Annotated in this window: 19 protein-coding genes; 2 read left to right on the top strand and 17 right to left on the bottom strand. The window is 53.6% G+C overall.

All coding sequences use genetic code 11. The features are described from left to right. Nucleotides 1–124 precede the first annotated feature (124 nt). The gene (locus MKZ07_RS05645) at nt 125–829 is read left to right on the top strand and encodes an NAD(P)-dependent oxidoreductase (RefSeq protein ID WP_341024999.1); all 705 of its coding nucleotides are present in this window, start codon (nt 125–127) and stop codon (nt 827–829) included. Nucleotides 830–918: 89 nt separating this feature from the next. Here the strand turns inward: MKZ07_RS05645 and nagE are convergent, their stop codons facing one another. The 5 genes from nagE to MKZ07_RS05620 all read right to left on the bottom strand — a co-directional run bounded on the left by nagE (nt 919) and on the right by MKZ07_RS05620 (nt 7,208). After that, nucleotides 919–2,373 carry an N-acetylglucosamine-specific PTS transporter subunit IIBC gene (nagE, locus tag MKZ07_RS05640; protein WP_341024998.1) on the bottom strand — a complete coding sequence of 485 codons (1,455 nt, stop codon included), beginning with the start codon at nt 2,371–2,373 and terminating at the stop codon, nt 919–921. Nucleotides 2,374–2,415: 42 nt separating this feature from the next. Next, nucleotides 2,416–2,934: a PTS sugar transporter subunit IIA gene (locus tag MKZ07_RS05635; RefSeq protein WP_036694139.1), complete on the bottom strand. Its 519-nt coding sequence runs from the start codon at nt 2,932–2,934 to the stop codon at nt 2,416–2,418. Nucleotides 2,935–2,955: 21 nt separating this feature from the next. Continuing rightward, nucleotides 2,956–3,822, bottom strand: a complete 867-nt coding sequence (locus MKZ07_RS05630; protein ID WP_341024996.1) for a PRD domain-containing protein — start codon at nt 3,820–3,822, stop codon at nt 2,956–2,958. 186 nt (nt 3,823–4,008) lie between these two features. Continuing rightward, nucleotides 4,009–6,741 (bottom strand): CHASE3 domain-containing protein, encoded by a 2,733-nt coding sequence (locus tag MKZ07_RS05625; protein WP_341024994.1) that lies wholly within the window; start codon nt 6,739–6,741, stop codon nt 4,009–4,011. Nucleotides 6,742–6,812: 71 nt separating this feature from the next. After that, complete coding sequence (locus tag MKZ07_RS05620; protein ID WP_036694144.1) at nt 6,813–7,208, bottom strand: DivIVA domain-containing protein; 396 nt, start codon at nt 7,206–7,208, stop codon at nt 6,813–6,815. A gap of 126 nt (nt 7,209–7,334) precedes the next feature. Here MKZ07_RS05620 and MKZ07_RS05615 point away from each other — a divergent pair, with 126 nt between their 5' ends. Beyond that, nucleotides 7,335–7,898, top strand: a complete 564-nt coding sequence (locus tag MKZ07_RS05615; protein WP_036694146.1) for a TraR/DksA C4-type zinc finger protein — start codon at nt 7,335–7,337, stop codon at nt 7,896–7,898. 107 nt (nt 7,899–8,005) lie between these two features. Here MKZ07_RS05615 and MKZ07_RS05610 read toward each other — a convergent pair whose 3' ends face one another. From MKZ07_RS05610 to smc, 12 genes are all read right to left on the bottom strand, one after another. Beyond that, nucleotides 8,006–8,365, bottom strand: coding sequence for a helix-turn-helix transcriptional regulator (locus MKZ07_RS05610; RefSeq protein WP_036694148.1), 360 nt, complete (start codon nt 8,363–8,365; stop codon nt 8,006–8,008). A gap of 862 nt (nt 8,366–9,227) precedes the next feature. Beyond that, nucleotides 9,228–9,872, bottom strand: a complete 645-nt coding sequence (locus tag MKZ07_RS05605) for a general stress protein (protein WP_076154013.1) — start codon at nt 9,870–9,872, stop codon at nt 9,228–9,230. A 108-nt stretch (nt 9,873–9,980) separates the two neighbouring features. Further along, nucleotides 9,981–12,473 (bottom strand): ATP-dependent helicase HrpB, encoded by a 2,493-nt coding sequence (gene hrpB / locus MKZ07_RS05600; protein WP_341024992.1) that lies wholly within the window; start codon nt 12,471–12,473, stop codon nt 9,981–9,983. Nucleotides 12,474–12,668: 195 nt separating this feature from the next. Beyond that, nucleotides 12,669–13,079 (bottom strand): DnaJ family domain-containing protein, encoded by a 411-nt coding sequence (locus tag MKZ07_RS05595; RefSeq protein ID WP_076154151.1) that lies wholly within the window; start codon nt 13,077–13,079, stop codon nt 12,669–12,671. 133 nt (nt 13,080–13,212) lie between these two features. Then, nucleotides 13,213–13,593, bottom strand: a complete 381-nt coding sequence (locus MKZ07_RS05590; protein WP_036694152.1) for a GIY-YIG nuclease family protein — start codon at nt 13,591–13,593, stop codon at nt 13,213–13,215. A gap of 25 nt (nt 13,594–13,618) precedes the next feature. Further along, nucleotides 13,619–14,407 carry a DUF2087 domain-containing protein gene (locus tag MKZ07_RS05585; RefSeq protein WP_372238043.1) on the bottom strand — a complete coding sequence of 263 codons (789 nt, stop codon included), beginning with the start codon at nt 14,405–14,407 and terminating at the stop codon, nt 13,619–13,621. Between the two features lie 173 nt (nt 14,408–14,580). Continuing rightward, nucleotides 14,581–15,390: an SDR family oxidoreductase gene (locus tag MKZ07_RS05580; RefSeq protein WP_076154016.1), complete on the bottom strand. Its 810-nt coding sequence runs from the start codon at nt 15,388–15,390 to the stop codon at nt 14,581–14,583. Nucleotides 15,391–15,597: 207 nt separating this feature from the next. Next, nucleotides 15,598–16,464, bottom strand: coding sequence for a transglutaminase family protein (locus MKZ07_RS05575; RefSeq protein ID WP_340753854.1), 867 nt, complete (start codon nt 16,462–16,464; stop codon nt 15,598–15,600). Next, nucleotides 16,461–17,414 (bottom strand): alpha-E domain-containing protein, encoded by a 954-nt coding sequence (locus tag MKZ07_RS05570; protein WP_036694156.1) that lies wholly within the window; start codon nt 17,412–17,414, stop codon nt 16,461–16,463. The genes MKZ07_RS05575 and MKZ07_RS05570 overlap by 4 nt, the downstream gene beginning before the upstream one ends. Before the next feature lie 30 nt (nt 17,415–17,444). Further along, on the bottom strand, nt 17,445–18,908 hold the full coding sequence (locus MKZ07_RS05565; RefSeq protein ID WP_036694158.1) for a circularly permuted type 2 ATP-grasp protein: 1,464 nt from the start codon (nt 18,906–18,908) through the stop codon (nt 17,445–17,447). 435 nt (nt 18,909–19,343) lie between these two features. After that, nucleotides 19,344–20,336, bottom strand: a complete 993-nt coding sequence (gene ftsY / locus MKZ07_RS05560) for a signal recognition particle-docking protein FtsY (RefSeq protein ID WP_036694159.1) — start codon at nt 20,334–20,336, stop codon at nt 19,344–19,346. A gap of 308 nt (nt 20,337–20,644) precedes the next feature. Continuing rightward, nucleotides 20,645–24,214, bottom strand: coding sequence for a chromosome segregation protein SMC (gene smc, locus MKZ07_RS05555; protein WP_341024983.1), 3,570 nt, complete (start codon nt 24,212–24,214; stop codon nt 20,645–20,647). Between the last annotated feature and the right edge of the window lie 160 nt (nt 24,215–24,374).

The raw sequence follows: 24,374 nt of genomic DNA, 5'->3' as shown, positions 1-24,374 counted from the left end.
ATTGAAGTCGTGAATTAATGCACAGAATCAGGCTTTTTAAGACTTGTATCGATTCTTGTTCTGCTTATTATTATACATACATGCTTACTAATTCACGACTGTGCATTAAAAGGAGAATATCATAATGAAAATTGCAATTATCGGAGCCACTGGAGGAACGGGAAGAAAAGTAATGGAGCAGGCACTTGCAGCGGGACATGAGGTTATAGCTGTGGTACGCAGACCAGAGGCACTCTCCCCTGCAACTGGGCTTACGATCCGGCAAGGGGATGTATTCGACAAATCCAGCATGATTGGGGCCCTTGCCGGAAGCGAAGCGGTCATCAGTTGTGTTGGTCCTCCAAGCAACGTCTCCCCGGATACTGCCGGCAAGAAGGGCCTGGTAAATCTTAAGGCAGGCAAAAATGTCATGGCGGCCAACTTCTCGCCCGGTACCGTCATGTCAGAAGGAATTACAAATATCCTTGCAGCCTGTCAGCATCACGGAGTTCAGCGGCTGGTGATGCAGAGCGGGATTAATCTGAGTGACGGAAGTGAGTTGTCACTCGTCAACCGCTGGGCTGTCCGCTTGATGCGCCGCATTTTCCGCAAAGCGATTGAGGATAAGGCAGCTGCTGAACAAGCCGTAATGCGCAGCGGATTGGACTGGGTGGTCGTACGGGCGTCCGTGCTTAAATACGCAGAGAGTTCTTCTAATTATACGGCTGGCCCATTGGCCCGCATACATCCGCTCCAGGCGCTGCCTTATGCTGCCTGTGCCGATTGCCTGCTACGTGCGGCAGGCAACGAGCCGACTTGGGTCCGCAAGGTGATCAACGTAGGCCGATAGGGAGCAAGCGAACGAATGAGCAAAAAACAGACACCCCGCGAAGGATGCCTGCCAGGAAAAGCTATTCTGCTCTGTTGACCTTCTTGAAGCTACATCAGTTTCTTGATATCATCCTTGAGTTGCTCGGACTGTGGTCCGAACACAATCTGTACAGCGCCCTGCCCAAGCCGCATAACTCCCGATGCACCAAGCTGCTTAAGCGCGGAATCCTTAACCGCCTTGTCATCATTTACGTTAAGACGCAAGCGGGTAATACAGGCATCGATGCTGCGGATGTTCGCAGGACCGCCGATGTTCTCCAGAATCTTAGCGGCTCTAGAAGAGGACGACACTGTTGTACCGCTCTTGGACAGATCAATCAGGTTCTCTTCCGTCTCATCCTCGCGTCCTGGAGTTTTGAGGTTGAACTTGACGATAATGAACCGGAATAACACATAGTAGAGGACGAAGAAGCCAAGCCCGACTGGAATCAGCACCCACGCATTGGTGGACTGCTTCATGTTAAGCAGGTAATCAATGAGCCCGGCAGAGAATCCGAACCCGAGCTTCACCTCCAGCACATACATTAGGAATCCGGCAAAACCCGTCAGCAAAGCGTGTACCAGATACAGCAGCGGCGCGAGGAACATGAAGGAGAATTCCAGCGGCTCCGTGATTCCCGTCAGGAAGGAAGCAATCGCCGATCCGATGAAGATGGACGCGACCATTTTGCGTTTCGACGGTTTGGCTGTATGAATGAATGCCAGGGCTGCGCCCGGCATAGCGAACATCATAATCGGGAAGAAGCCTGTCATGAACATTCCCGCAGTCTTATCTCCGGCGAAGAAGCGTGTCAGATCTCCGTGAACAATATCCCCTGCAGCGTTCGTGAAATCACCGAGCTGGAACCAGGCGATAGCGTTGATTACATGATGCAGGCCGAACGGAAGCAGCAGACGGTTAGCCGTCCCGAATACAAATGCCCCTGCACCGCCGAGACCAACAACCCAGGTACCGAAGTCACTGATGACATCCTGAATCGGGCTCCAGATCATGCCGAACAGCACTGCGAGAATCATGGTGGTGATAGCGGTAATAATGGGTACGAAGCGTTTGCCTGCGAAGAAGCCAAGCCAGTCCGGCATTTTAATATTATGATATTTCTTGTAGAGGTAAGCAGCCCAGGCTCCGGCAAAAATCCCGCCCAGCACGCCCATATTCAGCTTCACATCATCGGCGATGAATGGCATTTGGGCTGGAAGCACCTTAAGAATACTGTCCAGCACCTGATAAGCAATCAGGGCTGACAGCGCGGCAACCGCATCACCTGCGAACCCGATCGCTACCCCTATTGCAAAAATCAGCGCCAGATTACCGAAGATTGCACCCGCACCCGCATTCAGAAAAGGAGCCACATACTGGTTAAGGAATCCCCCTACGGTACTGCCCAGATGGAAATCCTTCTCATAATTAATCAGTCCGAACCCTTGCAGAATGGCTGCCGCCGGTAAAGTTGCCACTGGAAGCATCAGAGATTTCCCTAACTTCTGTAGAAAAGCCAACATAATGAAATCATCCCCCTGGTTTCATATTAATAAGTGTATGTTCTATAGCTGTGAAGCTGCTGTGGTAAGAATACTGCTCGTTCCTGCCGTAACCTGGCCGTAATGACAATTCACCTCCGGGGTTTCCTCCCCGTTACTAGTTACTATCACTGGAGTAATGGTACGGTAGCCCGCAGCCCGGATCGCCTCCAGATCGAATTCGATCAGCGTCTGCCCTGCCTGCACTTCATCTCCGGTGGCAATATGGCTGATGAAGCCCTCTCCCCGCAAGCTGACCGTATCAATTCCAATGTGCATCAGCAGCTGTAGCCCGGAGGCATGCTCCAGGATTAGAGCGTGATTAGTTTTGACCACATGCGCAATTTTCCCGTCAAAAGGTGCCGTTAAACGTCCCTCTATAGGTTCTATGGCGATACCTTGGCCCATATGCCCACCAGCAAAGGTCTCATCCGGCACTTCCGTTAACGGTACGGACTGTCCGCTGACCGGAGCATATATCTCCAGGCGGGTTACCGCCTCAGTAGGTTTCTCTTCTTTTTTGGCTTTCCATCTCGAAAACATAAAACTCACTCCTTGCCGCTGCTATTTATTCTTCTCTATGGTCTGGAACAGCCGGTGCAGATGCATAGCCAGGAAGCAGATTTCTTCTTCGGGTACGTCTACACTGAGCTTGCCCTGCATGAATGTGCCCATCCTGTGTGCGAGCTTGTATTCATCCTTGAATTCCTTCTTAATATGCTTCACAAAAGGATTGTCGATAATCGAACCCTGCAGAATCCGTTCAATCGAGAATCTCAAGTGGACCATCAGCCGGACATGATTCATACTGCCCTGCTCGAAGCGGATCTTGCGCTCACTGCGGATCATCTCCATCAGCTCGCTGACAATGTTGGAGGCCTTCACGAGCTGGCCCACCGGCACATTGCTGACCGCAGAATAGACGTGGTAAGTAAGGAAACCGACCTCGTCTTCAGGAATCTGCACTTCAAAGCCTTCGCTGATCTTCTCAGCCGCCTTGGAAGCGATCTCAAATTCCTTGGGGAACGTCATCCGGGTCTCCTCCAGGAATGGATTCACAATGTCCATCCCGCTGCGCAAGCGGAAGATGGTGAATTGGATATGGCTGGGGAGCGCCAAATAGATCTTGTCGTTTAACTTGCCGGAAAACTCACGGGCGATATCAGAGATAATCTCATCCGTGATCTTCATGACTTTGGGATCAATATCCTCCAGCAGAATCTGATACTGACTCCATTCCTCCCGGTCCTCCAGCCGAAACAGCTTTTCAATCCGGGGATCATCCGAATCAATAACACCCGTATCCTTAAGCGCAAACCCGATGCCCTTGCCGATAATTACATATTCCTTGCTCTTCTTGCCGCCCTCTACCATCACGACATTATTCCCAATCACCCGCAGCACCTGAAATTGTTCAGTGTCCCTCGCCAAGTTCCCCCTCCTTTCCGCCCATTGCCTGATTTTTTGCACAAAAAAGAGCCAAGACTGGACTCAAAGTAATGAGTACGAATCTTGGCTCATGCCCTGTTAAGGTAACACGCCACTGCATATAAATGATCATTTATGAACCCATCATAAAGCATACCTTGTATCCCCGTCAATGGGTTTTTGGAAAAGTCAAATGTACCGGCACATTCGTGTAATGACGTCCTGCATCATTACCGGCTTGCTGATGAAATCAGTGGCTCCGGCGGCCTGGCAACGCTCACGGTCTTCCTTCATGGTCTTGGCTGAGATCGCTATAATCGGGAGGTCGGTGAGATGCATCTCCTCACGGATAATGGATAGCGTGTCGTAGCCATCCAGAACCGGCATCATAATATCCAGGAGTACGATATCCACCTCCGGCTGCTCTCTAACCACTTGAAGACATTCATACCCTGTCTGAGCGGTAATGATGATCATTCCGTAAGGCTCCAGACCCTTCTGGAGGGCATAAATATTGCGCATATCATCATCTACAATCAGCACAGTTCTGCCTTGCAGCTTGGCATATTCCTTCTCGAACAGGGAGTCCTGGCTAATGCCCGGCTGACCTTCAAGATGGACGGTCCGTGAGTGCTCCGCCCCGGCTGCAGTCTGAGCCAGCTCCGCCGGATGGAACGGTTCTTCTTCACTGTCCAGTTCACGGCAAGGGAGATACAAGGTGAATGTACTGCCCTTGCCCTCATCGCTCTCCAGGCTGATATGTCCGCCCAGTAGCTGAGCCAATTGCTGGGAGATGGATAAGCCCAGACCAGTTCCCCCGAATTTGCGGGCTGTCGTTCCGTCCACCTGGCGGAAGGCCTCGAAGATCAGGTCACGATTCTCCGCGGAGATGCCGATTCCGGTATCCTGTACAGCAAAGGCCAGCACCGGCCCCTGTGTTATGTAACGCTGATCCGAATACGCCGCCAGCTTGGTAATTTCTACGGTAACCGTGCCCTGTTCAGTGAATTTGAAGGCATTGGACAGCAGATTCCGCAGAATCTGATGCAGCCGCATCTCATCGGTGAAGAACAGATCCGGAACCTCCGGGTTCAGAGTCACGTTAAACTCTACATTTTGCGCTTCTGCAAGCTTGCCGAAATAACCCTGCAGCAGCGATGGTAGCTCGGTGAGATTAACGGCATCCATTTCCACCAGCATTTTGCCGGCTTCCACCTTGGAGAGATCCAGAATATCGTTAATCATATTGAGCAGATCACTGCCTGAATTGTAGATGACCGAGGCATAGCCCAGTTCTTCCTCATTTAAGGTATGATTGCGGTTCTCCGTCAGGAGCTGTGAGAGAATCAGCATACTGTTCAGCGGCGTACGCAGCTCATGCGACATATTGGCCAGGAACTCAGACTTGTAACGCGAGCTCTGCTCCAGCTGTTCATTGTACCGCTCCAGCTCGATCGCTGCATTCTCGGCTACATATTTCTGATTCTCAAGCTCCTTGTTCACGGTGAGCAGCTCGCTGGTCTGACTCTGAAGCTCCTCCGTCTGCATCTGCATCTCCTCAGATTGCGTCTGAAGCTCCTCCGATTGAACCTGAAGCTCTTCGTTCATCACCTGCGATTCATGCAGAAGCCTCTGGATCTCCATCCGGGTCTTCACCGAATTCACGGTAACACCCATCATGTCCAGCAATTCCTTCAGCAGCTCGAAATGATACGGTGCCCAATGGGTCAGCGCAGCGATCTCCAGTACGGCAACGGTCTTGTTCTCAAAAATAATCGGAGCGATCACAGCGAATCTGGGTGCCGTTCTGCCCAGAGCAGAGTTGATGTAGATATAGTCATCAGGCAATTGCTCGATCACATTCATCCGCTGATCCAGCGCACATTGACCTGCCAGGCCTACTCCAGGCTGAATAACCTGCGGCCCGATGCGCTCTTCCTTATTCTCTGCGCCTGCATAGGAATAGATGCGCTCGAACAGTTCATCATTATTCACGACATATATAGTGGCATACTGCATTTCCAGCATAACCGACAACCGGCTGACAAAAATTCTGCACAGTGAAGGCATATCAATGGTCTCTTGCAGGGCAATCGACATCGAGGTGAGCTGTTCGCTCATCCACTGCTCCCGCTGCACGTTATCCAGCAGTCCGTTCGTCGCTTCGCTGAGGTCATAGATTTCATCAAGTGTCTTCACCTTAATGCGCTCTGAGCGGTTACCGCCTGAGGCAATGCTGTTGATGGCCTGTATGACGCTGTGCAGAGGATTCACAATGCTGGCCGAGAGCAGATAAGTGATGAGCAGCGCAAGTACGACCACCAATCCCCACAATATGTACATGGTGATCAGCAGCTTATGATTACTGTCCTTCAGGTTGCTGATCCGGTCGTTCGTGAGCGTTCGTTCGATGTCACGGAAGTAATCGGATTGGGAGCGGATCGTGTCGACGAGATTTTTCCCCGTATCGTTGCGAAAAAAAGCGTTGACCGCCTGCGTATTGCCATTCTTCTTCAGCTCAACCACATGCTGCCCGGCGACATCGACCCACTTCTCGATATTATCCGTAACCGTGTCCAGATTCCGCACCTGATTCGGGTTATCGGCAATGAGATTATTCAGCTTAGCTGCATTAATCCTCCACTGTACCAGCCCGTCATTATACGGCACCAGGTAAGACTCATCATCGGTAAGGACGTATCCCCGCTGTCCGGTCTCCATATCGAGTACATTTTTCTCAATTTGATATGTAAGTTCATGAACTTCTATATCATGATCGCTCAAGAACACGGTTTCTTTCTCCAAGCTGTTAATCCGGCCGGAGACTATAATCAGAAATAGGCCTAACATTAATAGTATCATGACATATCCAAGTGCGATTTTGCCGCGGATCTTCAAGTTCCAAGCATGCTTCTCCGGCAATGGTCCAACCCCCGTCCAGAGTTATACTTATGCTGCATATTGTTTATTCTCACGTTGTGGCTGCACAGGGCTTACAAATACCCCTCCGTGCGGGGCACAGGCAATCTGTCCTTGAGCTGACGCACATTGGCTTCCAGCTTGATAATGATATCCTCAAGATCCTGCGGATCGATCCCCTTAATAATCGGCACAGGGGCCGGAGTGGCTGCGGTCTTCACCTCTGCCTTCAGCTCTTTCATCTCAATCTGCTGCTCCTGCCACTTATCCATCAGATCCGCTATGGTGGCATAGAACCGTTCATAATCCTTAATAACGCTGTCCAGGAACGTATCCACCTCTTCGGCATCATAGCCGCGAAGCTTCATACTGAATTCCTTCTCGTGAATTGTAAGTGCATCAAGGGTAATACCGAGCTGGCTGAACAGCTTTCTCTGCTTATCCAGCCGCCGTTTCATATGTTCGTCCATTTCATAACCTCCAAGTGTATGCTGCTTTCATCCGGCAGTAATTATTATAACAGGGTGAAAGCAGCCTGAAAATATCACTAAAGTTACAATTCAGCATAGAGATGTCCGCTGATTGCCCTATAACACATGAGCCACTTAACCAAAGACCAATTGAATACACTCCGGGCAGCCCTTAAGGAGCGCAAGGCAGAGCTGGAGCAGCATTTCTCCGGCAATGGAGCTGAAGACAGCCTGCTTGGTGATTCCCTTATTCTCTCTACGGGCGAGCTCTCTTCTGTCGATAACCATCCTGCCGATACAGGAACAGAGACGTTTGAACGAAGCCGCGACCTGTCCATTAATACCTCGCTATCCGAAGAATTAACGGAGGTCGAGGCTGCTCTTGCGCGGATGGATGACGGAACGTACGGCATCTGCGAAGCCAGCAAGCAAGAGATTCCTTATGAACGGCTTGAAGCCATCCCCTACACCCGCTATACCGTGGAACATGCCCTAACCAGCCGCGACACCGGCGCACGTCCTGTGGAAGGAGAGGTCATGACCCCGCCGCCAGCCGGTGCAGGCGAAGGACGTCAGCAGAATAGCGGAAGATTCGATGACGCCGGTACCTGGGAAGCCGTGGAGAATTATGGCAGCGCAAGCTCACCGGTGACCCCGCCGGACCAGGATTCTGAAGATGAGGATTCCTGATCGGCCAGTTCACAGCTTATAAGGCTCGTGGATAGACTGATATTGATGAGTCCGCCGGATCGTGGCCTGATCGATATACATGAGCCCGCCAGCTCGTGGATCTGCCATCAAAAGTTGTCTGCTACCGCTTTATTAAGGATTCCAAGACAACGGTCAAGGTCAGCCTTCACCTGCTTCTTATACAGCTTGGCCTTCTCCTCCCCATCCGAAGTGAAATGATACAAGACAATCTCCTGAAAATCGACCTTCGGGTCGCTCCCCTTGAGCTGCTTGGTGCGGTACAGTATCCCTTGCTGCACTAGCTCATGCAGGGCGCGGTAAATTTCACTTTGGGGAGGCGAATAGCCATGAGCTTTGAAATCTCTGCGCAAATCCTCTAGCATCTGATAACCATACCCTTTGTGCTGCTCCACCATAGTAATCAGGTATACCTTTATAAACGCCCGCTGGGCAATCATAAACGCCATAAGACACCTCCCGGGGTGTTTTTTGTTTGAAATCGTATAGCAGGAAAAACTGTTGCCGCTTGGCAATTCCCACTATTACTCTAGTATAAACTCTATTTCCCAGCTTTCACAACAAGTTATTTAAAATTAGGGAGGATGCCGGGGCAGTACTGTCGTCGAGCAGGGAAATGCTACAATACAGAAAAATGCTACAAATAGTCATTTAGAGAGTTGCCTATTTATCGAGCTATTTGTCGAGAATGGGTTATCTTCACTTTTTCTGTTTTTGAAGTAGATAGGTAAGTGGTTGGTATGGGGTTTAGATGTCGTGGACGAGTGTGGTTGTTGATTTTCGAGCTTCTATTGTGAATTTTTCATATGATGAAATATTGTTTTTAGTGGAAAAACGTATCTTATTTCATCAAACTTCGAGGATTGCACGGCAGCAAGCGGAAAAAAGACCGTTAATTTTACTCGTTTGCCTTCAAGTTGGGGTATTGTGGTTTTTTAAGTGCTCTTTTTCCAATTGTTGCTGTAGATACGCGAAAAAGCTCATTAATAAGTGTTGAAAATCCAACTATTCCCCTACTGTAATGGCTCGTAGCCTCCAGGCTTGTCCCCTGTCCCGCCTTATGGCTCTATGTAGATCTATACAGGATCTGAGCAGGTTGGGTGGTTGGTGGTTTGCGGTATGGAATTTGCGGTTTGTTGTGAATTTTTCATATGTTGAATTTATATAATAAGCGGCTGTATGTGTCCTTTCCCTTATGTCACATTATAATGAAGGAATGCGATGCAAGCCGCAAAAAGAACTGCCTGGGGGTTGTCCCGCAGGCAGTTCTTAGAGGGTGCTATATTAGCGGGGCAATATCCCGCTATATCATTAGATTTTGTCGCGGTTGTAGAGGTCCGGGTCACGGTCTGCATTCATCGCGCCCCTGTTGCCCAAGGTATTGCCAACCGTGGTATCTCTAGGGACCAGATCCGGGTTAGTTGCTCCGCGGTCTGCCAGCGTATCCTCAGGGTACAGACTGTCGTACCGGCCCGAGTTAAGTGAACGGTTCCCCCGGAACACAGTATGGATATCTCTTCCGCGGCCGTTGTCATCGACGAGGACGAGGATTTTGCCGCTGTCGATGTAGCCTTCGTAATCTCTGGCCTCATCCTCGGGAATGCCGAGTCCGATTAATCCGCCCACTAGACCGCCTGCTCCTACTCCGATGGCAGCCCCTGTTAACGTAGCTGCGATTGGGCCTGCGGCAAGGATTGGACCAATTCCCGGAATGGCCAGCGCACCGATTCCGGCCAGCAGTCCGGTAATTCCGCCTACTACGCCGCCGGTGGCTGCACCTGTAGCAACGCCTTCCGGCGCCATTGTTCCTGTATCTTCGGAGATGTGTTTCAGGTCATCTCGATCCTTCGTTATTACTGAAATCTCATCGTTCGTGAACCCTTGACTCTGCAAACTTTCAATTGCTCTGGTTGCTTCTTGTTCCGTATCGAATACGCCAATAATTTTCTCTGTCACTTGAAGCCCTCCTTCGTAATTGTTGTTCGCTATTGTATTACCCGTTCACGCAGTGCCCAAACAGGAAATGCTTCATCAGCTGCACTAATACCTGATTACCCTCTCATTCTATTTGGAAGGACGGGTACGGCTAGTCGGTACTGCCTCCAGCGGATTATCAGGCCAGTAGTGCTTGGGGTAACGTCCTTTCAGATCTTTTTTCACCTCGAAATAGGTGTTCTGCCAGAAGCTGGCCAGATCTGAGGTAATCTGCATCGGCCTTCTCGCCGGAGACAGCAGGTGCAGCAGTACCGGGACCTTCCCTCCGCCGATCCTCGGCGTATCCGTCTGCCCGAACATCTCCTGCAGCCTGACTGCCAGTACCGGCGCTCCCGGATTGCTGTAATCCAAGGGAACCCGCGAACCGCTCGGTACCGTAATATGCGTCGGCGCCTCCTTGTTCAGCTGCTGGCGGCTATTCCAGTCCAGCATCCCCTCCAGCGCCTGCGTCAGCTTCACCCGCTGCAGATCACGGAGATTCCGCATCCCTTGTATAAAAGGTGCCAGCCATTCCTCCAATGTATCCGTCAACGCCTCATCCGACATATCGGGCCAGTCGGCCCGCAGCGAGTGCACGAATTCCATCCGCTGCCGCAGCTGGAGGGTTCCCTTCTCCCAAGGCAGCAGCTGTAGCCCTTCCGCCGCAATCACCTTTAGCAGTACGCTCTCTGTCTCCTCGGAAGTAGCCCGCTCATGGGTCGTTTGCTTCAGAATGAGCGCCCCCAGCCGGGTCACTCTTCGCGCCTTGACGCTTCCGCTCTCACTGTCCCAGTAGACTTCGCGCTCCTCCAGAAGGCTGTCCGCATGATGCTTCAGCAGGTCCTGCTCGGAGAGCGCTGCGGCAAGCATAATCCGGCTCTGCCCGGCACGGTCATCCACGCCGGGTGCCACGATGTAAGGCGAGCGCGCCAGCGGCTGCCCCTCGCGCATCGCCGCCCCCCGGCCGCCGGAGAGCAGGAACGCGCCATTGCCGCGTCCCTGCCCGATGCGGTCGGGATAGGCGAACGACAGCAGCAGGCCGCTGCGGCTGATGTCGCCGGGCCCTTCGCCCGGCGCTGCCTGCAGCTGCGCCAGGAAGCTGCGGCTCTCGCGCTGCACCGCGCGCAAGGCCGCCGGGTCCGCTCCGCCGCTGCTGGCGGAGCGCTCGAACCCGAGCAGCGCCTCCACGCGCAGCGTGAGGTCGCTATCTAGAGCCGCGGGACCCTTGAAGAGGTCCCGCTCTTGCAGCAGCGCAGCGAGCCTGGCGGCGAGCGGCGCAGCTGCAAGGTCTGCCGCGCGCAGCAGCATATGCGCGATGCGCGGGTGCGCGCCAAGCACGGCCATGCTGCGGCCGTGCGGCGTAATGGCGCCGCCGGCGTCCAGCGCGCCGAGCTGGCGCAGCAGCGCCGTGGCCTGCGCGTAAGGCGCGGCAGGCGGCGCGTCCAGCCAGGCGAGCGCTCCCGGCTCCGGCACGCCCCAGAGCGCCAGCTCCAGGGCGAGCTGCGCCAGGTCGGTCTCCATGATCTCCGGGACGCTATCGTCCGGCAGATGATCATGTGCCTCCCGGCTCCACAGCCTGTAGCAGACGCCCGGCGCTGTGCGGCCTGCCCGGCCGCGCCGCTGGTCGGCCGATGCTTTCGAGACCGGCACCGTCGTTAAGCGCGGCATGCCGGTACGCGCAGAGAATACCTGCGTCCGGCGAAGCCCCGTGTCAATCACGGTGCGTACCCCTTCTATTGTCAGACTCGTCTCGGCAATGGAGGTTGCCAGCACAACCTTCCGCTCGCCTTCGACCGCAGGAGCCACTGCCGCATCCTGCTGGTGCTGCGGCAACTGGCCATAGAGCGGCCGCAGCACCGTTCCCGGCGGCAGGCTTCCTGACGCCAGCTCCTGCTCCGTCCGGCGGATCTCCCGCTCTCCGGGCAGAAAAACAAGCACATCCCCAGGCTGCTCAGCGAGCACCCGGCGGACAGCGGCAGCTGCAGACTTCTCAGGAGTAGCATTACTTGCCTCAGGCATATAGATCGTATCCACAGGATAGGTGCGGCCCGGGCATTGCAGGACTGGCGCTTCCCCCAGCAGAGAAGCTACGCGGTCTCCGTCCAGAGTCGCCGACATCACCAGAATGCGCAGATCCTCTCGCAGCACACTCTGCGCTTCAAGCGCCAGTGCCAGTCCAAGATCCGCATGCAGACTACGCTCATGGAACTCATCGAAGATCACAAGCCCCACATCCCCAAGCGAAGGATCGCTCTGGAGCATTCTCGTCAGCACGCCTTCCGTCACTACAACAATGCGTGTATTCCGCCCCACCCGGGTATCCATCCGCATACGGTAGCCTACAGTCTGTCCCACACTCTCTCCCAGACATGCAGCCATATAAGCTGCGGCCGAACGGGCTGCGAGGCGTCTGGGCTCCAGCATCAGAATAGTTTTACCGGCCAGCCAAGGCTCCTCCAAAAAAGCAGGCGGCACCGCCGTTGTCTTCCCCGCTCCAGGCTCAGCAATCAGAACCGCCGCTGCACGGCCTATCAGAATTCTCTTCAGGTCAGGGAGCACCTGCATAATTGGAAGCTGCTTCATTTCATCTCTCCATCATCTGCTAAAAGTTAAGTTAAATCTCCATCTCCCTATCATCGGCGAATTCATTCCAGATATCAAGCGGTTCGTTGTGCATCTTCATACAAAAAGACTCCGGTTCCATGAACCGGAGATCTCATATCACTTGTCACAATTCTTCTATCTTCCATCCGCCCAGTCGCCCTGCCATATCACTAACTACTCACCACCATCCCGTTCCACCCCGGCCAGCCGCTGCCCGATCGCGTCCCCGTAATCCGCATATGCAGCATTGCCTTCAAGACCCCGTTCCTGCATAAGCATCTGAAGACGCAGCCGCTTCAGCGAGAGCTTGCCCTCCAGCTCCTTGCGTTCCCCGGCAGTGCTGTTGCCGCTGCGGTGGCAAGCCACCAGCAGCTCTTCGAGTGTTACACACTCTGCCCGCAACGTCATTTCCTCCGGCAACAGCCCGGCGTTCTTCATAATCTTGTAGGACATCCGCAATTCCTCCGGTACGCCGGAGAGATCCTCCAGCGCAAGCGGCTTACCGTGCCCCGGCAGATTGGAGAACTCTCCGCTGCGCATCGCTTCCTGAATTCTCTGTTCTGCAAGCCAAGATAATATAGCCATATACACCGCACCTTTCATCAGCAACTGAGGATCTCTTCTTCATTACATCCGGCTGATCTGCCGCCACAGCTTTGCCCTCATTTTACCACAGCCGCTGATGAAATTCCTTCCGCTGCCCTGCTACAGCTACCATTTATTTCTGCTTATGATAGCCGCGCTCCCCGTAAGGAGACAGCTGCTCCAGCCACTTACTCTCCATGTCCGGCAGCATCTTGCGGTACTTCTTCAGCTCCAGCACATCCGCCACGAAATCCTCCTCAGGCTTAATCTGCTCCAGCACCTCGAAGCGGAAGCCGGCTTCCCCGCGTTCATTCCAGTCTTCCTGCAGCGCCTTGTTGTCATGGCCTTTGATATCCAGCATGAACTTATGCTTATTCCAGACCCCGTCCAGATTCAGACTGCTGCCCACATACATTTTGTCGTTGCCGGTGTTCACAATCCGGTATACCCCCATCGGCCTGTGCGAGTGCGCATAATTATATCCCAATTCCTTGCGTCTGGTTTTGTCCGTCATTTCTTCTCTCCCCTTCTTCTCTCCGTTATAAGTTCACCCAGTAGCTGCTTCCGTCTTCTTCACGATCCAGCAGCCCGTAATCGATCAGATACCGCCGGAGCGTCACGTAATCGGGGTAAGCGGCTTCGAGCACCGCATTAATTTCCTTCTCACTGTACCTGCGTCCTGTCTCAAAACGCTGCAGCAAATGGCGCAGAATAGCCGCCTTCCGCTTCTGCCGCTTAGGGAACTCTGACAACGGGCCGTCCGGCCCTTGTTTGAAATAGGTGCCCAGAATATCGGCGTTCTCCTGCTCGGTAATCGCGAACCGTTCATCAACCATCACAGCCGTACGCGGAATACTCACAAAAGGAGACGAAGCTCCCGGCTTCTCCTCAGCCAGCTCCATAACCGCCAGAAACAGCTTGGCCTGCTTCACCTTCTCGCGAAGCGTGAACCGGTGGTTACGCACCGTGGAGGTGCTGCCGATTCCCAGCTCCTTGGCTGCTTCTGCATCGCTAAGACTTTGGCGGAAGGCCTGCAGCAGCCCCTTTTGCAATTCGGTTAACCCGCTCAGCTTCTTGTCCAGCGTCAGCAGCCAGTTGAACATCCCGCCATGAACCCTGTCCACATGCAGAGCGGCGTACTTCTCCGCTTCGTAATACTGCCCGCCATCCTGATAGATCAAGCCCTTCTCGAAGGCAACACCGCAGACCAGACAATGGTACTTTTCCGTCCGCTCTTCCGTCTCCACATTATAGCCCTGCTTCAATTCTGCAATGGACGCATTCCAGAATTTCTCCGATATCCGCACCGCCCCATTCTCTTCTGTCAACTGGATCATCACACCCTTTGTTTACTTTTATATAGACATATTATCATTTCGTTTGTTATTTTACAACCATCTAATTAGATTGTTTGCCGCAAAAGAAAAACACCGCCACTCATGGCAGTGTCTCTGGATCCTGAAGGATCGCTATTTGTCAGTTCTTATAATGCAGACGAAGCCTATGACAGCAACGACTCCGCACCGTCAATCACAATCTGCGAGCCGGTAATATGAATGGATTCATCCGAGGCCAGGAAGGCAACCAGATCGGCGACATTCTCCGGTTTGCCAGGTCCGTCTGCCAGCGGCTGTGCTCCTTCAGGGAATTCAATTGGAATAACAATCGACTCCACATCATCGTTCCACTCTGTGCTCTCGTCGATATTCGTGGCAATCGCTCCCGGACAAATGACATTAACACGGATTTTGAACTTAGCCAGCTCCAGTGCAGCCATCTTGGCAAAAGCGACCTGACCGGCCTTAGTGGTACTATATGGTGACCAGCCGAAGCTGGTAAATCTGCTGTTGCCGTTGATCGAGCTGGTAATAATAATGCTGCCCTTGCCCTTCGCCTTCAGATGGGGAATGCTGTATTTCAGCGTCAGGAACGTGCCTGTGAGGTTGACCGACAGGGTTTTCTCCCAATCGTTTACGCTCAGCTCCTCAATCGGCCCGACTACTCCGTTAATGCCTGCATTGGCGAACACAATATCCAGACCTCCGAAATGCTCCACGGTTCTGCGCACCGCTTCCTCCATCCGCCCGGCATCCGAAGTATCCACATCAATCGCTAATGCACAGTCCTTGCGCAGCTTGTTCAGCTTCTGTTCCAGGATAGAGGTACGTTCGTTCACCAGATCGAACAAGGCGACATTCGCACCTTCACGTGCCAGCTGGATCGCTGCCGCTCTGCCGATTCCCGAGCCCGCACCTGTAATTATGGCTGTTTTCCCCTGAAAACGTTGCTTTTTTGCTATATTTGGGCTCATATGTACACTCTCCTTCCGTGGATACCATTCTGCTTGTAATGGCTCTGTTTCAAGATTACCCAATTGGTGCTTGATTATAATCATGTTATGCAAAAAATTGCACAAACCTTGTGCAACATGCACAGCAAATCTGCTAACTATGCCCAAAGTGCAGCTTACCAGCAACAGCAAAGACCCCACATCTGCGGGGTCTCTCCTCTAACGTATTTAATTCTCCAGCTGCCGTACATCCACCTTGACCGTAAGTTTGCCCGCTCCTCCACGGTATACGCCTTTGACCGGAACAATATCCTTATAATCCCGTCCATGCCCAAGCTTGATATACCGCCAGTTCACTTCAACATTATTGGTCGGATCGAAGCCCAGCCAGCCCGTACCCGGAATATGCGTCTCCACCCAGGCATGTGAGGCCTGTTCGAAGTTGGCATTGCCCCCCTGCAGGTCTCCGACAAAATGGTACCCGCTCACATAACGTGAGGGCAAGCCGACACTGCGGCAGACCGCAATCATCAGATGCGCATAGTCCTGGCAGACTCCGCGCTTGAGCATCAGTGCTCTTTTTACCGTAGTATTGACGCTAGTCGCCTCAGGATCGTACGTAAACTGCTCATAGATCGTGGACGACAGCTTCCGAGTCCATTCATACATATCTTCTGCTTCCTCAAAAGGATGCTGCGACGCGAATTCCACCAGCTCCGGCGTCACCTCGGTGTACCGGGTAGGCAGAATAAACTCTATATAGCGGTTCTGAAACTTCTCGTCATTCAGCAGCTTCACCTGCTCCTCCAGCGGGATATGCGGCAGATCCGTGCCTTGCGCCTTGTCGAGCGTGACCACGGTAGCTTTGGTGTGGATCACCATTTCCGTATGCGGCTTATTCACCGAATAGGCATGAACCCGGTTGCCGAAGAAATCCTCATAGGTCAGCAGATTGGCCGCCGGATGCACCTCCACCTCATGGTGATAGCAGGATTGCCGGTAGTTCGTGCGCGGCGTCAGCCTGATCTCATTGACACTGTCCGTCACCGGCTCGGGGTAGCTGTAGGTGGTTGTGTGATTGATTTGTATTTTCATACCGAGACTCCTTCACGGCGAAAAAAAGCACCGTCCATCGTTCTGCCGAGCCTCTGACAGGATATCATTAGTGACTCCAGCACATCCAGGGCCAGGTCCCCGGACATCTCATCCTTCTCCATATAATCCAGCTCCGCTTTGATCTTGCCCGCCTGCCGGATCACCTTCTCATGCCCCGAGCCTTTCTCTGTAGTGTCCAGCTCCAGCTTGGCCAGATGCTCCTCCAGCTTGTGGAACGAGAAACGGATCGAACGGGGAAAGAACGGGTTCACAATCAGGAATTCCAGAATGCACTCCGGCGACATATCATCGGCATAATACCGGCGGAAGGACTGATAGCCGCTTACCGATTTCAGCACGGCCTGAAGCTGGGTATAGATGGAGCTGATATCCTTCGACTTGCAGGATACCGTGACGGTCTGCAGGATACGTGTCGTATTCTCTGCCCGCTCCAAGAACCGGCCGCTCTCAATGAAATGCCATTCATTGCCCCGCAGCATCACCGATTGCTCCGCACCGAGGAACATCGCCGCCCGTTCCTTAACTTGCTGATAGAATTGATGGGGACCGCGCATGATATCCGCTACTGACTGCTCCCCCAGCCACAGGTTGAAGCCGTTGACAATATCCCACAGCTCACTCGGCAGATGCTGGCGCAGGGTGCGCAGATTGTTCCTAGCCTGATGCACACAGGAGAACAGGGAGTTGGTATTCCCCAGATCCAGCGTGATGAAGGACAATACATCCTGCTCGCTGAAGCTCTCAAACTGCCGCAGATATTCGCCTCGCACCCCAAGCGCGTCAATCAGGCGCGACCACTTGTGGCCCTCTTCCTGGAAATCCTCTTCCTGCTGGATATGGTAATGTACATCGATCAGCCGGGCGTGATTCTCAGCCCGTTCAATATACCGGCCGATCCAGAATAGAGCCTCCGCATTGCGATTCAGCATTCTAGCCACCCCTTTACCTTAGAAAAGTCTCTAGGCCATTACCCAGGTATCCTTCACTCCGCCGCCTTGGGAGGAGTTCACGACCAGCGAGCCTTCACGCATCGCCACCCGGGTCAGGCCCCCTGGAATGACATGCGGCTTGCGGTCAGCCCCCATCAGCACAAATGCTCTCAGATCGATATGCCGCGGAGCCATGTTGCCTTCTGACAAGACCGGCGCACGGGACAGCGACATAATCGGCTGGGCGATATAACGCTCGGGTTCTGCCAGTATTTTGAGCCGGAAGTCTATGAGCTCCTCCTTCGTCGCCTCACTTCCAATAAGCATGCCGTAGCCCCCGGAGAGAGATGTCTCCTTCACGACCATTTCAGACAGATGATCCAGCACATACTGGCGCTCTTGCGGCCGTGACAGCAGATAGGTCGGCACATTGCCCAAGATCGGCTCTTCATTGAGATAATAGCGGATCATATCCGGCACATACACATACATGGCCTTGTCATCGGCTACCCCGGTTCCCGGCGCATTGGCAATCGCGATATTTCCTGCCCGGTAGGCATTCATCAGACCTGCAACCCCAAGCAGCGAACTGGGCTGAAAAGCAAGCGGATCAATGAAATCATCATCCAGCCGGCGGTACAGCACATCTACCTTGCGCAGCCCGTTCATTACCTTCAGGTAGATTTTGTGGTCCTGCGCGACCAGGTCGCGGCCCTCAACGAGATGGATCCCCATCTGCTGTGCCAGAAAAGCATGTTCATAATAAGCCGAATTGTATTCCCCCGGTGTCAGTAGAGCAATGACCGGGTCTTTGGTCCGGGACGGGGACAGGCTGCGCAGCACGGAGAGGAAACGGTTCAGGCTGTGATCCACATCGCGGATGGAGCTGGCAAACGACAACTCAGGAAACAACTGGTTCATGAGTGATCTGCCTTTGAACAGATACGAGAAGCCAGAGGGTGTACGCAGATTATCCTCAAGCACATAATACTCGCCGTCATGGTGCCGGATCAGATCGATTCCGGAAGTGGTGATGTACGCACCGCCGGGCACGCGGAGGCCGGACATTTCCGGCCGGAAATAACAGTTCGAAATAATCATCCGCCGCGGCACTATGCCGTCCTTCACGATGTATTGCTCATGGTAAATATCATGAATGAACAGATTCAGTGCCGTAATACGCTGCACGATGCCCGCCTCCAGCCGTTCCCATTCCCCCTTGGGGATAATGCGCGGAATCATGTCAAACGGAATCGTCCGCTCCATAGGCTGATCCTGTGCCGGGTTATACAGCGTAAAAGTAATACCTTCTTCCATCATCCGACGCTGCATCAGCTTCTGCTTGTCTTGCAGCTCTTCGGGGCTCATCCCGGAAAACATGCGGTTCACATGCTTGTAATGAGGCCGGACGTTCCGTTCATCCGCATACATCTCATCATAGAAATGCTGCAGCGGATACGGTGACAGACCGGGCAAAGGATCTAGTTTGGACATGAGCCCGACTCCTCTCGGATCAGTATAATGTGTTATGTTTCTTAACAAATAAGTTCAAAATATAAAAATTCACCACAAAAATATGATTTACTACCTTCATAATACGTAAATAATATTATCCATGTCAATATATATAACAGCAAAATGGAGTTTCTGAACCATACTACGGTTTGAAATCGCTTCCTTTCTCTTAAACTTGCTTTTGGGGGCGCGTTGCATTTATTCCACATCCAATTGTATGCCGGAGTGCTGACAAGCATTACTATTATGAATTTTTCATATAATGTATTTTTAATATATTGATGAACTGGAGAACTACAAAAAACCTCCCCGGGAATGAACCATTCCTTAGGGAGGCTGCAATAGCCGTTATTCGGCCTTCACTGGTTATCTGGTCAACTCTGCCTTCACTGCTTCAAATACAAGCATGAGCAGTTATTCTTCCGGATTCGCTTCTTCCGAGATCATGCCTGCGAATAGGGCGTGCACGAACTGGTCGGAGTCGAACGGCTGGAGATCTTCCATTTTCTCGCCGAGACCGACCAGCTTCACCGGCAGGTTCATTTCCTGGCGGATCGCTACCACGATACCGCCCTTCGCCGTACCGTCGAGCTTCGTCAGTACGAGACCAGTCACACCGCTCTTCTCGCCGAACAGCTTGGCTTGAGTCAGCGCATTCTGCCCGGTGGTCGCATCCAGCACCATCAGCACCTCATGCGGGGCGCTTGGAATCTCGCGCTGGATGACACGGAAGATCTTGTTCAGCTCTTCCATCAGATTGCTCTTGTTCTGCAGCCGGCCTGCCGTATCGCAGATCAGTACATCCACACTGCGCTGCTTGGCAGCCTGAACCGCATCGAACATCACCGCTGCCGGGTCCGAGCCCGACTGCTGCTTAATAACATCAACTCCGGCACGCTTGCCCCACACCTCAAGCTGTTCAATAGCTCCGGCACGGAAGGTGTCGCCTGCCGCCAGCAGAACCTTCTTGCCTTCCTGCTTGTAGCGGTGCGCCAGCTTGCCGATGGTCGTCGTCTTCCCGACTCCGTTAACACCAACGAACAGGATCACGGTAATGCCGTCTGGATTCTCGTTCAGACTGTTGTCGTCATCGCCGCGAAGCAGCTCCATCAGCTTGCGGGAGAGAATCGGCTGAAGCTCTGCCGCATCCTCGATCCGCTTCTGCTTCACTTCGGCGCGCAGCTCCTCCACCAGATTCATGACCGTATTCACGCCCACATCAGCGCCGATCAGAATTTCTTCCAGCTCTTCGTAGAACTCTTCATCTATCTTTTTGCGGCGGATAATCAGATCAGAGACCTTCTCAACGAAGCCCTTGCGTGTTTTCTCCAGACCGTCGCGGAACTGTTTCGTTACGCTTTCCGTTTTGCCGGAGATGCTGTCTTTCAGTTTTTTGAAAAAACTCATATGCTTATGCTTCCTCCTAAAGGGTTATAGGGATCACTTCATGAATCCTGCATCTATATAAATCGAACTATTTTTTTATGTTTTGGGATTAGCCGTGACTCCAGAGAAGTTTTGGACTTCCGGCCGCTGTTGTCTACAGATTTCATGATCTTATACCGTTTTTAACGGTTGAAATCCGCAGACTGCTGATGCTTCCGATGCTAGCTTTCCTACGGAAAGCTTTTAGGCGGTCGCTACCGCTCCTACAGTTCCAAAACTCCCCTCAGCCACTTTTCCTTTAACTTAAATTTTTTGTTCAATCTATATCGTTAAGCTATCTCAGCCTCTTCATCCTCCAGCCGCACCGATACGAGCTTGGATACGCCGCCTTCCTCCATCGTCACGCCATAGAGCACATCGGCTTCCTCCATCGTTCCCTTGCGGTGGGTCACTACGATGAACTGCGTCTGCTCCGAGAACTCACGCAGATACTGGGCGAAGCGTACCACGTTGGCTTCATCCAGCGCCGCTTCCACCTCATCCAGCACGCAGAACGGCACCGGCTTGACCTGCAGAATAGCGAACAGCAGAGCCATCGCGGTCAAGGCGCGTTCTCCGCCGGAGAGAAGCTGGAGGTTCTGCAGCTTCTTGCCCGGCGGCTGGGCAACGATATCAATCCCTGTATCGAGCATATGCTCAGGGTCCAGCAGCTGCAGATCTGCCCGGCCGCCGCCGAACAGCTTCGTGAACACCGTGCCGAACTCGCGGCGGATGGCATCGAAGGTCTGCTTGAAGCGCTTCGACATCTCCTCTTCCATCTCATGGATGACATGATACAGCGTTGTTTTGGCTTCCACCAGATCATCCTTTTGCCCGCTGAGAAAAGTATACCGTTCATGCACCCGCTGATACTCTTCAATCGCGCCCAGGTTGACCTCGCCCAGACCGGAGATGCTGCGCTTCAGACGCTGCACCTCCAGCTGTGCCGCAGGCACATCCTCCGGCACCGGGTAACGCTGCTTCGCCAGCTCGTAGCTCAGCTCGTAGTCATCGCTCAGCTTGCGGAGGATATTGTCCAGCTCCACATCGAGCCGGCCAACGGCAACCTCCGTGGAACGGAGCTTGTCTTCGACCGCCCGGAGCGCCTGACGCTGGTCTTTGGTCTCGCCTTCGGCCAGCTCCAGCTTACGCGAGATCGCCGCACGGTCGGCACGGGCCAGGTCAAGCCTCGCTGACGTATCTTCCTTGCTCAGCCGCAGACTGTTGACCTCTTCCTTCTGCTTCACGGTCTCCCGTGCATTCTCTTCCAGATCCTGCTCGATGGTCATAAGCAGACTGCGGCTCTGGCGCAGCTCCTTCTCCTGGGAGCCGGCGTCCTGCCTCATCCGCCGCAGCTGCTCCTCCAGCGAGAAGATCTCCTGATCCAGCTTGCCCTCCGTAACCTTCATCCCGGTCAGCTTGCCCTGCAGCTCTTCCTTAGCCGATTCATTCGCCTTGCGGTCCGATTCGGCACTGCGGATCGCCGCATGCGCCTCCTGCTCTTCCTTCTCCAGCCGGGCCAGCTCAGCTTCGGCCTGCTTGCGGGCCTCGTCCAGTCCGCGTACCTCCTGCTCGAAGCCGCTGCGCTCTGCGCCTGCGCCCTCGACCTGCTCCTGCACATGCCGCAGCTCCTGCTCCAGCTGCTTCAGATCACCGGATACGCGCTGTTCCTCCAGCCGCTTCTCATCACCGTCATGCCGAAGCTGCTCCAGCTTCTGGGAGCCCTTGTCCTGTTCGGCGCGCAGGCGGCTGATCCCCTGCTTCAGCTTGGTAATCTGCTGCTCGCTTTCTTCAATCTCGCCGGAGAGCTGGTCAAGCTGACGCTTGCGGCTAAGCAGGCTGTTATTCTTCTTATGCTGGCTGCCGCCGGTCATCGAACCGCCTGCATTGACCACATCGCCTTCAAGTGTAACTACTCTGTAGCGATATTGGCACTTGGCCGCAATGCGGTTCGCCTGCTCCAGACTCTCAGCGATTACGACATTGCCGAGCAGGCTTCCGATAATACTTCCATACTTCTCATCATAGCCGACCAGCTCCGAACCAATACCCACGAATCCTTCGGCACCTTGAACTGTGCTGCGGTCACTGCCGGTAATCTGCCGGGGCCGGATAACATCCAGCGGGAGGAAGGTCGCCCGCCCGAGCTGACGCTGCTTCAGGAAAGCGATCGCCTGCCGGGACAACGCTTCATTCTCCATAACCACGTGCTGCAAGGAAGCGCCCATGGCGGTCTCAATCGCCATTTCCAGCTTCTCGGGAACGGAGATCAATTCGGCAACTGCCCCGTGTACACCGCTTAGCTGTCCTTTGCGCGCGCCCTTGAGCACCTCTTTGACCCCAAGCATGAAGCCGTCAAAATCATCCTGCATTTCCTTCATCGTCTCATGCCGGGACACCTGGGCTTCGCGTTTCTGCTCCCATTTGCGCAGGCCGCTCTGCGTCTCTTCGAGCAGCTTCTGCCGTTTGCCGGTCTGCTCACTCTCCGTAATGTACGCGCCGCGTAGCAGGCCGATTTCCTTGCCGAGCCCGGCAATCTTATCCTTCAGCCCGCTCTGTGCAGAGACCAGCTCCTCCAGCCGTGCTGTCCACTTGCCGCTCTCTTCCTGGCTGCGGCTCATCCGCCGCTCCAGGCTCTCCTTCTGCTGATCCGCATAGCGGATCTCGTTGCGCGCCTGGGCCATCAGGTTCATCAGCTCAAGCAGAGCACTCTTCAGCTTCTCTTCCTTGCTCTGGCTGATGCCTCCGGCCACACCCTGCAGCTTCGATTCCTCATCCGCCAGCTGTGCCCGCAGCTCCTCCAGCGCTTGCCTGGTCTGCTTCAGCTTATGCTCCAGCTTGGCCAGCTCACGCTGCCGCCCCTCGGAACGTTCGCCTACAGAACCCAGAGTCTGCATGAGCTGTTCCCGGTTCTGTTCCAGATTCCTGCGGCGCTCCTTCAGCAGCTCTCCGTAGCCTTCGCTCTTCTCGTTGGCTTCGCTGCTGCGCAGCAACTGTTCCTGCAGCTTCTCCACTTCCTGCTCCAGACTCCGCAGCTCCGCCCGGCCGCTCTCCAGCTTGGCATCATGAGCAGAGACTACAGTGGACAGCTCCAGCTGCTCTGTCTTAAGCACCTCCAGGCGGGCGTTGCCCTCCTGCCAGGATGTATGTATGCCTTCGATCTGATGCACATATACCGAAATCTCCAGATGCTTCAGCTGCTCACGCAGCTCCTTGTATCTTATCGCCTTCTCGGACTGATCCTTCAGCGGTCCCACCTGATCTTCCAGCTCACTGATCAGGTCATGAATCCGCAGCAAATTCTGCTCGGTCTCATCGAGCTTGCGGCCGGCATCCTTTTTGCGTGACTTATATTTAACAATACCTGAGGCCTCTTCAAATATCCCCCTTCGGTCTTCCGATCGGGTACTGAGAATCTCTTCAATCCGGCCTTGTCCGATAATTGAATAGGCTTCACGGCCGATACCGGTATCCATAAACAGCTCCGTAATATCCTTCAGCCTGCAGGCCTGCTTATTGATCAGATATTCACTGTCGCCGCTGCGGTGGACACGCCGGGTCACGGTCACCTCGCTGAAATCCAGCGGCAGCACATGATCCTCGTTATCCAGCGTCAGCGAGACCTCACCGTAGTTGACCGCCTTGCGGGCATCACTTCCGGCAAATATAATATCCTCCATCTTGCCGCCGCGCAGGGATTTGGCACTCTGCTCCCCAAGCACCCAGCGGATGCCGTCGGATATGTTACTTTTGCCGCTTCCATTCGGGCCGACTACAGCCGTTATTCCGCGTACAAATTCCATCTCCGTTTTGTCGGCAAATGATTTGAAGCCTGCTAATTCAATCCGTTTCAGAAACATAACTCGTTATTCACCTCTGACCCATTATACCATAGTCTTTCCTTGCCAAAACAACCCCATAAAGTGGTGCACCTGATTCCTCAAAACATATGATTTCTGACCTTTTAAGTGGAAACAGTTTTGCCGTCCTTTTAAAGGACGGTACCGTTTCAGCGAGAAA

Origin of the sequence: Paenibacillus sp. FSL P4-0338, from assembly GCF_038002365.1 — a bacterium.
Classification (GTDB): Bacteria; Bacillota; Bacilli; order Paenibacillales; family Paenibacillaceae; genus Paenibacillus_AQ.
This window is presented reverse-complemented; position numbering and strand designations above follow the sequence as displayed.